Source organism: Tsukamurella hominis, from assembly GCF_965137015.1.
In the GTDB taxonomy this organism is placed as follows: Bacteria; Actinomycetota; Actinomycetes; order Mycobacteriales; family Mycobacteriaceae; genus Tsukamurella; species Tsukamurella hominis.
On sequence record NZ_CBCRZG010000041.1, the window covers coordinates 1 to 10392 of the forward strand.

9 protein-coding genes are annotated in these 10392 nt (G+C 70.5%); 8 read left to right on the forward strand and 1 reads right to left on the reverse strand.

All coding sequences use genetic code 11. The annotated features are described in order from the left end of the window. The first annotated feature begins 584 nt into the window (after window positions 1-584). From ACM9LD_RS24740 to ACM9LD_RS24775, 8 genes are all read left to right on the forward strand, one after another. On the forward strand, window positions 585-1547 hold the full coding sequence (locus tag ACM9LD_RS24740) for a Rossmann-like and DUF2520 domain-containing protein (protein ID WP_415679166.1): 963 nt from the start codon (window positions 585-587) through the stop codon (window positions 1545-1547). After that, complete coding sequence (gene panC, locus ACM9LD_RS24745) at window positions 1544-2476, forward strand: pantoate--beta-alanine ligase (protein WP_415679167.1); 933 nt, start codon at window positions 1544-1546, stop codon at window positions 2474-2476. Before ACM9LD_RS24740 ends, panC begins: the two co-directional genes overlap by 4 nt. Continuing rightward, on the forward strand, window positions 2476-2883 hold the full coding sequence (panD, locus tag ACM9LD_RS24750; protein WP_415679168.1) for an aspartate 1-decarboxylase: 408 nt from the start codon (window positions 2476-2478) through the stop codon (window positions 2881-2883). The genes panC and panD overlap by 1 nt, the downstream gene beginning before the upstream one ends. Continuing rightward, window positions 2883-3728, forward strand: coding sequence for a type III pantothenate kinase (locus ACM9LD_RS24755; RefSeq protein WP_415679169.1), 846 nt, complete (start codon window positions 2883-2885; stop codon window positions 3726-3728). Before panD ends, ACM9LD_RS24755 begins: the two co-directional genes overlap by 1 nt. A 159-nt stretch (window positions 3729-3887) precedes the next feature. Then, window positions 3888-4262: a rhodanese-like domain-containing protein gene (locus ACM9LD_RS24760; protein ID WP_415679170.1), complete on the forward strand. Its 375-nt coding sequence runs from the start codon at window positions 3888-3890 to the stop codon at window positions 4260-4262. A 44-nt stretch (window positions 4263-4306) separates the two neighbouring features. Beyond that, the gene (lysS, locus tag ACM9LD_RS24765) at window positions 4307-6088 is read left to right on the forward strand and encodes a lysine--tRNA ligase (RefSeq protein ID WP_415679171.1); all 1782 of its coding nucleotides are present in this window, start codon (window positions 4307-4309) and stop codon (window positions 6086-6088) included. Window positions 6089-6273: 185 nt separating this feature from the next. After that, window positions 6274-6618 (forward strand): histone-like nucleoid-structuring protein Lsr2, encoded by a 345-nt coding sequence (locus ACM9LD_RS24770; protein ID WP_068523676.1) that lies wholly within the window; start codon window positions 6274-6276, stop codon window positions 6616-6618. A 285-nt stretch (window positions 6619-6903) separates the two neighbouring features. After that, complete coding sequence (locus ACM9LD_RS24775; RefSeq protein ID WP_415679172.1) at window positions 6904-9486, forward strand: ATP-dependent Clp protease ATP-binding subunit; 2583 nt, start codon at window positions 6904-6906, stop codon at window positions 9484-9486. Between the two features lie 32 nt (window positions 9487-9518). Here ACM9LD_RS24775 and ACM9LD_RS24780 read toward each other — a convergent pair whose 3' ends face one another. Next, window positions 9519-10268, reverse strand: a complete 750-nt coding sequence (locus tag ACM9LD_RS24780; protein WP_415679173.1) for a potassium channel family protein — start codon at window positions 10266-10268, stop codon at window positions 9519-9521. Window positions 10269-10392 lie beyond the last annotated feature (124 nt).

Below are 10392 nucleotides of genomic sequence, written 5' to 3' on the forward strand. Positions count from 1 at the left end.
CGCCCGCCGCCGCGGCGACCCCGGATGCGCAGCCGCCCGTCGACGTCGAGCACGTCGACCACGTGGCCGGCGACGACGAGCCCTTCGTGCNGCTCGCGCCGCAGTCCGGCTACCGCTCGCCCCTGCCGCCGCGGCCCTACACGCCGGACGCCCCGGCGACCCCGCCCNCGACGCCCCCGGCGACGCCGTACTCGCCGTTCCAGTCCGCGCCCCCGCAGGCCCCGCAGTTCCAGGGCCAGCAGTTCCCGGGCGGCGGGCAGCAGGGGCCGGCGGCGTCGGGCCCGCAGGGCCGGACGTGGGCGCAGGACCAGCAGCGCACCCCGCCGCAGCAGGCGCCCGAGGACCGCGACGAGCAGCAGGTCGAGACCGGTCACGCCGGCCAGCACACCTCCGGCAGCACCGTCGCCGACCTGATCGCGCGGATGAACGCCGACACCGAGCGCTCGGGCGGCGGCCGCCGCCGCAAGCCGGACTGATGATCTAGCTCACACGCCGTTGCCCGCGGGTCCGCGCGGGCATAGCCTTCTCCTGAACGTCTGGTACCCGCGGAGCGGGACTGGAACGACCCTTGGAGGCGTACGCCCATGCCCGAGTTCTCGGACTCGCCCGATGCCGTGGATCCGTTGTCCGGCATCCCCAATCCCCCCACTCCCGCGCGACTGTCCGTGGGCGTGATCTCCGCCGGCCGCGTCGGCACCGCCCTGGGCGCCGCCCTCGAACGGGCCGGCCACATCGTCACCGCCGCGTCCGCACCGTCGAACCGCTCCCGCGAGCGCGCCGCGCGCCGCCTGCCCGAGGCCCGCGTCGACGCACCGGCCGTCATCGCCGAGAAGGCCGAGCTGCTGATCCTGGCCGTGCCGGACACCGAGCTCCCCGCGCTGGTCGAGGGGCTGGCCGAGCGGATCAACCCGTCGGCGATCGTGCTCCACACCTCCGGCGCCCTCGGGGTCGGCGTGCTCGCGCCGCTCGCCCGCCTCGGCTGCACCACGATCGCCTTCCACCCCGCCATGACTTTCGTGGACGATCCGGACGACACGGCCCGGCTCGCCACCTGCTGCATCGGGATCACCGCCGCGGATGAGATCGGGCACGCCGTCGGCCAGGCGATCGCCCTGGAGATCGGCGCCGAGCCCGTCCGGGTGCCGGAAACGGCCCGGCCGCTGTACCACGCGGCGCTCGCGCACGGCGCGAACCACCTGGTCGCCCTGGTCGACGATGCCGTCGTCGCGCTGCGCGCCGCCCTCGCCGGCGGGGTGGGCCTGGACGATCCCGAATTCCTGGGCGGCGGCTCCGTCGACGCGCTGGCCGAGCGGGTGCTCGCGCCGCTCGCCCGCGCCGCCCTCGAGAACGCCCTCGCCCGCGGACCGTCCGCCCTCACCGGGCCCGCCGCTCGCGGCGACGCCGCGGCCGTGACCCGCCACCTGGCCGCGATCGACACCGTCGACCCCGCGATCACCGACGCCTATCGCGCCCAATCCCGGCGCGCGGCAGCCCAATCCGGAACCTCAGCCATGATCGACCCCGCCCTCGAGAAGGAAAACCGATGAGCGCACCCACCCGCCCGTACACCCCCGGCCAGCTGACGGTGCACCACGACCCGGCGCAGCTGACGAAGGTCACCTCCGCGCTGAAGTCCACCGGCCGGCAGGTCGCCTTCGTTCCCACCATGGGCGCGCTGCACGCCGGCCACTTGGAGCTGGTGCACGCCGCCAAGCTGAACGGCGCGGTCGTCGTGGTCTCGATCTTCGTGAACCCGCTGCAGTTCGGCGCGAACGAGGACCTGGACGCCTACCCGCGCACGCTCGACGCGGACGTCGAGAAGCTGCGCGCCGCCGGCGTCGAGCTCGTCTTCGCCCCGTCGGCCGCCGACATGTACCCGAGCGGCCCGCGCACCACGATCCAGCCCGGCCCCGCCGGACTGGGCCTCGAGGCCGACAGCCGGCCCACGCACTTCGCGGGCATGCTCACCGTGGTCAACAAGCTGCTCAACATCGTGCGCCCGCACACCGCCTACTTCGGCGAGAAGGACTACCAGCAGTTGGTTCTCGTGCGCCAGATGGTCACCGACCTGAACATGGACGTCAAGATCGTCGGCGTCCCGACGGTCCGCGAAGCCGACGGTCTGGCGATGAGCTCGCGCAACGTCTACCTCTCCGAGACCGAGCGCGAGGCCGCGACCGCCCTCTCCGCCGCGCTGCTCGCCGGCGCCTACGCCGCGCAGGGCGGAGAGCCCGCCATCCTCGCGGCCGCCAACGCGGTGCTCGCCTCGCGCCCCGACATCCAGGTGCAGTACCTGGAGCTGCGCGCGCCCGACCTGGGCGTCGCGCCGGAGAAGGGCGACGGCCGGCTGCTGGTGGCTGCCAAGCTCGGCACGACCCGCCTGCTCGACAACGTGGGCATCGCCATCGGCACCGGGTTCCTGGAGGCGCCGGAAGCGGAGCGAGCGGGCCGGATCGATGGAGTGGAGGCCGAATAATGCTGCGCACCATGATGACCAGCAAGATCCACCGCGCCACCGTGACCGAGGCGAACCTGCACTACGTGGGCTCGGTGACCGTCGACGCCGACCTGCTGGACGCCGCGAACCTCCTGGAGGGCGAGCAGGTGGCCATCGTCGACGTGACCAACGGCGCCCGGCTCGAGACGTACACCATCGCCGGCGAGCGGGGGAGCGGCGTCATCGGGATCAACGGCGCCGCCGCGCATCTGGTGAACCCGGGCGACATCGTCATCCTCATCGCCTACGGCCAGCTGGACGAGGAGGAGCTGAAGACCTACGCGCCGAGCGTCGTCTTCGTGGACGCCGACAACCGGCCCGTCGAGCTCACCGCCGACGCCGCGCACGTGCCGGACGGCTACGGCCTGGTCACGGGGCGCGTCTAGTGCTGCTGGCGATCGACGCCGGCAACACCTCGGTCACCGTCGGGTTGTTCGCGTCCGCCGAGGGCGAGGACCTGCTCGGCACCTGGCGGCTGCGCAGCGACCCGCGGATGACCTCGGACGAGCTGGCGCTCATCCTGAACGGCTTCCTCACGGGCGCGGGCGTGGATCCGGCGGCGGTCACCGGGGTCTCGGTGCTGTCGACGGTGCCCGAGTTGCTGCGTTCGCTGCGCGCGGTGATGCCCCGCTACTACCCGGCCGCCGAGCACGTGATCCTCGAGCCCGGCGTGAAGACCGGGGTGCCGCTGCTCGTGGACAACCCGCGCGAGGTGGGCACCGACCGCGTCGCCAACGCCGCCGGCGCCTTCGAGCTGGTCGGCCGGGCGGCCGGGGCCCCGTGCGTCGTGGTCGATTTCGGCACGTCGACCAGGGTGGACGTGGTCAGCGCCAAGGGCGAGTTCCTCGGCGGCGCGATCGCCGCCGGCGTCGGGAGCGCGCTGGACGCGCTCGCCGAGCGGACCGTCGCGCTGCGCCGGGTGGAGCTCGTCGCGCCGCGGTCGGTGGTCGGGAAGAACACCGTCGAGGCGCTGCAGTCGGGCATCATCTACGGCTTCGCCGGCATGGTGGACGCGCTCGTCGGGCGCGCGCTCGAGGTGGTCCCCGGGGCCCGGGTGGTCGCGACGGGCGGGTTCGACGAGGGCATCGCCACCGAGTGCTCGACCGTGACCGATCATCGCGCCGACCTCACGCTGCAGGGGCTGCGGGCCGTGTACCTGCGGGAGTGCGCCAACCGGGCGCAGCGGGACCGGCGCGCGGCATCGCGCGGCTCGGATTCGCGTCACGCATGATTCGAACTCTTGCCGAGCGCGGCGGCGGGGTGCTAGCTTCGCTGTCATGAGCCAGGTGCGCAGCTGCATGGAGTGTTGTCGGGTCCGCTAGGAACCCGACCCCCTTCCGCTGCCCGGACGCGCCTTCCCGCGCTCCGCCTCCCTCCTGGAGACTCCCCGATGCACCCCGTGCACTTCACCCCCGCCGCCGGCCAGATCGTCGTCGACGTCCGCGACCAGTCCGAGCGCAACCGCGACGGCATCCTCCCCGGCGCGGTCGCGCTCGACGCGGCCGCGGTCGCGGCCCGACTCGTCCCCGGCCTCCCCACCAGCCTCGCCGCCGCGGGCCCCGACGCCCACTGGCTGCTGGTCAGCGGCAACGGCGCCACCGCCGCCGCGATCGCCACCCGCCTCCGGGACCGAGGCGTCCAGGCGTCCTCGGTGGACGGTGGCTTCCGGGCCCTGTCCCTGGGCATCGCTCCCGGCGCAGGCCGCGCCGGGGCCTCTGCGGCCTACGAGCGGGCGCTGGCCCAGTTCGCGGCGCACGAGGCCTGAGCCGTACCGTTTCCCGCCCGGGCCGAGCGGTAGGATCACCACCCGTGACTGCTGCGCCCGTGACTGCACCCCTGGACGACTGGGTCTCCCGCCTCGCGGATGAGGCCGTGGCCTTCGCCGAGCGGAACGGGACACCCGTGAAGGTGGCCTCGGGGATCTCCCCGTCGGGGCCGATCCATCTGGGCAACCTCCGCGAGGTGATGGTGCCGCACCTGGTGGCCGACGAGCTGCGCCGTCGCGGCCTGCAGGTCGAGCACATCATCTCCTGGGACGACTTCGACCGGTTCCGCAAGGTTCCGAACGTCCCCGGCGTCGATTCCTCGTGGGAGCAGCACATCGGTAAACCACTGACACGCGTTCCGGCGCCGCACGGCTCCGACGCGGAGAACTGGGCCGAGCATTTCCGTCGTGAGTTGCAGGGCGCGCTAGCGGATCTGGGCGTCGAATACCGCGGAATCAGCCAGACGCAGATGTACACCTCTGGTGCATACATCGATCGGGTTCTGCACGCGATGGCGCAGCGCGGCCGCATTGATTCCATCCTGGAGCGCTATCGGACGCTCGACCGCGGAGAATCGCCGGCGGCCGGGAATGCCGCGGAAACGGCACCGGAATCCGACGCCGACGCGGCGTCGGGCGCGGCGACGGAAGCGGACGGATCGGGTGATTCCGGTTACTACCCGTACAAGCCCTACTGCTCGGTGTGCGGTACCGATTTCACCACGGTAACGGCGTACGACGACGAAACGACCGATCTCACGTATGTTTGCCGTTGCGGTCACACGGAAACGGTGATTCTGCGCGAGCACACCGATGGAAAACTGGTGTGGAAGGTCGATTGGCCGATGCGCTGGGCGTTCGAGAAGATCACCTTCGAGCCCTCCGGCGTGGATCACCAGTCGCCGGGATCGTCGTTCGCCGTCGGCAAGGACGTGGCGCCGATCTTCGGCTGGAAGCGGCCGCTCGGCCCGATGTACGCCTTCGTCGGCATCCGGGGCATGGCGAAGATGTCGTCCTCGAAGGGCGGCGTACCGACCGCCGCGGTCGCGCTGCGCTACCTCGAGCCCCCGCTGCTGCGCTGGCTGTACGGGCGCAAGAAGCCCAACCAGTCCTTCGACGTGGCGCTGGACGGCGACCTGCCCCGTACCTACGACGAGTGGGACGCGCTGGTCCGCAAGGTCGGGGGCGACAAGGCGCAGCCCGGCGACATCGCCGCGCACGCGCGGGCGGCATCCGTGCTGGACACCGCGTCGCAGCAGGTGCGCGAGCTGCCGCTGACGCCGCGTCCGATGCCCTACAAGACGCTGGCCTCGATCGTCGACATCACCACCGGCGACGACGAGCAGACCCTGCGGATCCTGACCGCCCTCGAGCCCGAGCAGCCACTGGACGCGCTGGCGCCGCTGCGCCCGCGGCTGGACCGCGCCACCTCCTGGGTGGCCGAGCAGATGCCGGCGGAGGAGCGCACCGTCGTGCGGAGCGAGCCGGACGCCGAGCTCCTGGCGTCCCTCACGGACGACCAGCGGGAGGGCCTGCGCCTGTTGCTGGAGGGTTCCGGCACGTCCGCCCCGGCGGGGCTGGGCCGACTCGAGGACGATTGGTCACTGGCGGGCATCACCCACCAGGTGTACGGCGTCGCGAAGGTGCAGCGCGGCCTGGGGGCGGATCAGATCGTCAAGGGCGATAAGGAACTCGCCGCAGCGCAGCGCGCATTCTTCGTCCTGCTCTACCGTCTCTTGGTGAGCAGCGATACCGGTCCTCGGCTGCCCACGTTGCTGCTCGCGATCGGCGCTGATCGCGTGCGTTCACTACTACAACCCGAGTAGTGCCGGATATCGGCGATTAACGTGTCAATCACGGGATTCGCCGCAATTCCGACCCCTCTCGCTCGCGATCGTTACCCGATCGCGACAAATTTCGGCCGCGTTCGAATCGAATCGTTGCGATCAATGTGTATACACTCGATTTGAACGACGCAATGGAACCATTACTTCGAGAAGGGGCCAATACTATGGCGCGCAAGGTCACCGTTACGCTGGTCGACGACGTGGACGATACGCAGACCGCTGACGAGACCGTGGAATTCGGGCTGGACGGCGTCACGTACGAGATCGACCTCTCGACCAAGAACGCCGCGAAGCTGCGCGGGTCCCTGGAGGAATGGGTCGCGAACGCCCGTCGTGCCGGTGGCCGCAAGCGCGGCACCCGCGCGCTCGCCGCCCCGCGCGGCCGCACGCCGATCGACCGCTCGCAGAGCGCCGCGATCCGCGACTGGGCCCGAAAGTCCGGCATGAAGGTCAACGACCGCGGCCGCATCAGCCAGGACGTGATCGACGCGTACAACGCCGCCAACTGACGGCTCCTCGACCCCACCCCGGCGCCCGGTGCGCCGGGGTGAGTCGTATCCGGGGCCGTTTCGCTCACGGCGGAACGGGGATCAAAACCCGCCGGGGGCGCGTTTGACCTGGTGTATCAGGAACGGAACGGTGGGCGACGGTGCCCGTGGGCCCCGGCTGCGGGGCACTGCCGACACCACCGCTGACCGGTCCGAACTACAGTGAGAAGACGTTGATGCAGACGGCTATCTGCGGGTTCGGCCTCGGCCGTTCCCCGAAGTAACCGGGATGTGAGGAAAATGGCCATGTTCGAGAGGTTCACCGACCGCGCTCGCCGCGTCGTCGTCCTGGCGCAAGAAGAAGCCAGGATGCTCAATCACAACTACATCGGCACCGAGCACATCCTCCTGGGCCTGATCCACGAGGGTGAGGGTGTGGCGGCCAAGGCCCTCGAATCGCTGGGCATCTCCCTCGAGGGTGTGCGCAGCCAGGTCGAGGAGATCATCGGGCAGGGCCAGCAGGCCCCGTCGGGTCACATCCCCTTCACGCCGCGTGCCAAGAAGGTGCTCGAGCTGTCGCTGCGCGAGGCGCTGCAGCTCGGCCACAACTACATCGGTACCGAGCACATCCTGCTCGGCCTGATCCGCGAGGGAGAGGGCGTCGCCGCCCAGGTCCTGGTGAAGCTGGGCGCCGATCTCAACCGGGTCCGCCAGCAGGTCATCCAACTGCTGTCGGGGTACCAGGGCAAGGAGGGCGGTGGCGGCGAGCCCGCCGGCGCCGGCGCCCGGACCTCGGGTGGTGAGGCGGGCACCCCGTCGACCTCCCTCGTGCTGGACCAGTTCGGCAGGAACCTGACCGCCGCGGCGGCCCAGGGCAAGCTGGACCCGGTCATCGGCCGGTCCAAGGAGATCGAGCGCATCATGCAGGTGCTCTCGCGGCGCACCAAGAACAACCCGGTGCTGATCGGAGAGCCCGGCGTCGGCAAGACGGCCGTCGTCGAGGGGCTTGCGCAGGCGATCGTCAACGGCAACGTGCCCGAGACGCTCAAGGACAAGCAGCTCTACACCCTGGACCTCGGGTCCCTGGTGGCCGGCTCGCGCTACCGCGGTGACTTCGAGGAGCGCCTGCGGAAGGTCCTCAAGGAGATCGACACCCGCGGCGACATCATCCTGTTCATCGACGAGCTGCACACGCTCGTCGGCGCGGGTGCCGCCGAGGGCGCGATCGACGCCGCGTCGATCCTCAAGCCGAAGCTGGCCCGCGGCGAGCTGCAGACCATCGGCGCCACCACGCTCGACGAGTACCGCAAGTACATCGAGAAGGACGCCGCGCTGGAGCGCCGCTTCCAGCCCGTCCAGGTGGGCGAGCCGAGCGTCGAGCACGCCATCGAGATCCTCAAGGGCCTGCGCGACCGGTACGAGGCGCACCATCGCATCTCCATCACGGACAGCGCGCTGGTCGCCGCCGCCACCCTGGCGGACCGGTACATCAACGACCGCTTCCTGCCGGACAAGGCGATCGACCTCATCGACGAGGCGGGCGCGCGCATGCGCATCCGCCGGATGACCGCGCCGCCCGACCTGCGCGCCTTCGACGACAAGATCGCCGATGCGCGTCGCGAGAAGGAATCGGCGATCGACGAGCAGGACTTCGAGAAGGCCGCGTCGCTGCGCGACAAGGAGAAGCAGCTCATCGGCGAGCGCGCCGAGCGCGAGAAGCAGTGGCGCGCGGGCGATCTCGACGTGGTCGCCGAGGTCGACGAGGAACAGATCGCGGAGGTCCTGGGCAACTGGACCGGCATCCCCGTCTTCAAGCTCACCGAGGAGGAGACCACCCGTCTGCTCCGCATGGAGGACGAGCTGCACAAGCGGATCATCGGCCAGGAGGACGCCGTCAAGGCGGTCTCGAAGGCGATCCGTCGTACCCGCGCGGGCCTGAAGGATCCGAAGCGCCCGTCGGGCTCGTTCATCTTCGCCGGCCCGTCCGGTGTGGGTAAGACGGAGCTGTCGAAGGCGCTGGCGAACTTCCTGTTCGGCGAGGACGACGCGCTCATCCAGATCGACATGGGCGAGTTCCACGACCGCTTCACCGCCTCGCGCCTGTTCGGTGCCCCTCCCGGCTACGTGGGCTACGAGGAGGGCGGCCAGCTCACCGAGAAGGTGCGTCGCAAGCCGTTCTCCGTGGTGCTCTTCGACGAGATCGAGAAGGCGCACAGCGAGATCTACAACACGCTGCTGCAGGTGCTCGAGGACGGCCGCCTGACCGACGGTCAGGGCCGCACGGTCGACTTCAAGAACACCGTCCTGATCTTCACGTCGAACCTCGGTACGGGTGACATCTCGAAGGCGGTCGGCCTGGGCTTCACGTCGGGCGACTCCGACGGTGCCAACTACGACCGGATGAAGCAGAAGGTCAACGACGAGCTCAAGAAGCACTTCCGGCCCGAGTTCCTCAACCGCATCGACGACATCGTCGTCTTCCACCAGCTGACGCAGGACCAGATCATCGAGATGGTCGACCTCATGCTGAACCGGGTGGGCAATGCGCTGAAGAACAAGGACATGGGCCTCGAGGTCAGCGACCAGGCCAAGGCGCTGCTCGCCAAGCGCGGCTTCGACCCGGTCCTCGGTGCCCGGCCGCTGCGCCGCACCATCCAGCGGGAGATCGAGGACGCGCTGTCCGAGAAGATCCTGTTCGGTGAGATCGCCGCGGGCCAGATCGTCGAGGTCGATGTCGAGGGCTGGGACGGCGAGGGCAAGGGCGAGGACGCGAAGTTCACCTTCGCCGGCAAGGCCAAGCCCGCGATCGACCTGGAGAAGTCCGACGACGGCGTGCCGGCCCTGGTGGCCGACGCCTCGTCCGCGACGAACCCCGGCGAGACCGCGTAACACGCGCCGACTCCCGTCGGATCGAGGAGCCGTCACCCTTCGGGGTGGCGGCTCCTCGCGTTCTCGACGGTGCCGTCCCTGAGCCGGCCGATCTCCTCGCGCAGGGCGTGGACCTCGGCGGTGAGCTCGTCGACCTCCCGGTCGGTGCGGCGGGCGCTCGCGTCGACGGCCTTGAGCTGGTCGACGACCCAGCTGGTCGCGGTGCCGATCACGAAGCTGATGAGGCCGATGCCGACGACCATGAGCAGGAGGGCGACGAAGCGGCCCTCCGTGGTGACCGGGTAGATGTCGCCGTAGCCGACGGTGGTGACGGTGACGGCCGCCCACCACAGGGCGTCGCCGTAGCCGGTGACCTTGGTGTCCGGGGCGCCGCGCTCGGCGTCGAGGAAGGCGAGACTGCACAGGAAGACGACCAGGACGGACGTGGTGCCGACGAAGACCGCGAGGCGCGCACGAGTGAGCCGTGATCGGTGCAGGCCGCCCAGGAGGAGCGGCGCGGCCCGGAGCGCCCGGAGCGGGCGGAAGGGCGGCAGCGCGATCGCGAGGAGATCGATCGGGTGCGTCCGCACGAACCGCCAGCGGTCCGTCGACAGCCGCACCCGGATCGCGTAGTCGACGACGAAGGCCGCCCAGATGGCGATGTCGGTCCAGTCCACGAGGTGGCGCATGAGCGGGCTCGGCGCCACGTCGAGCACCTGCACGGCGTAGACGGCGAGGAAGGCCAGCGCCAGGGCGATCATCAGCGGATTCGTCCGGCGTTCCCAGAGTTGCCTGCGGGTCACCGGCGAAAGGTACTCCGAACAGGGCCTTCCTCGCTGGGGAACCGTGCGCGTTGCGATCCGTGCAGTATGCAATAGCATCTCATCGGTATCCGGAGTTCCGGGGTGGTGAGGGGGTGGGCGCGAT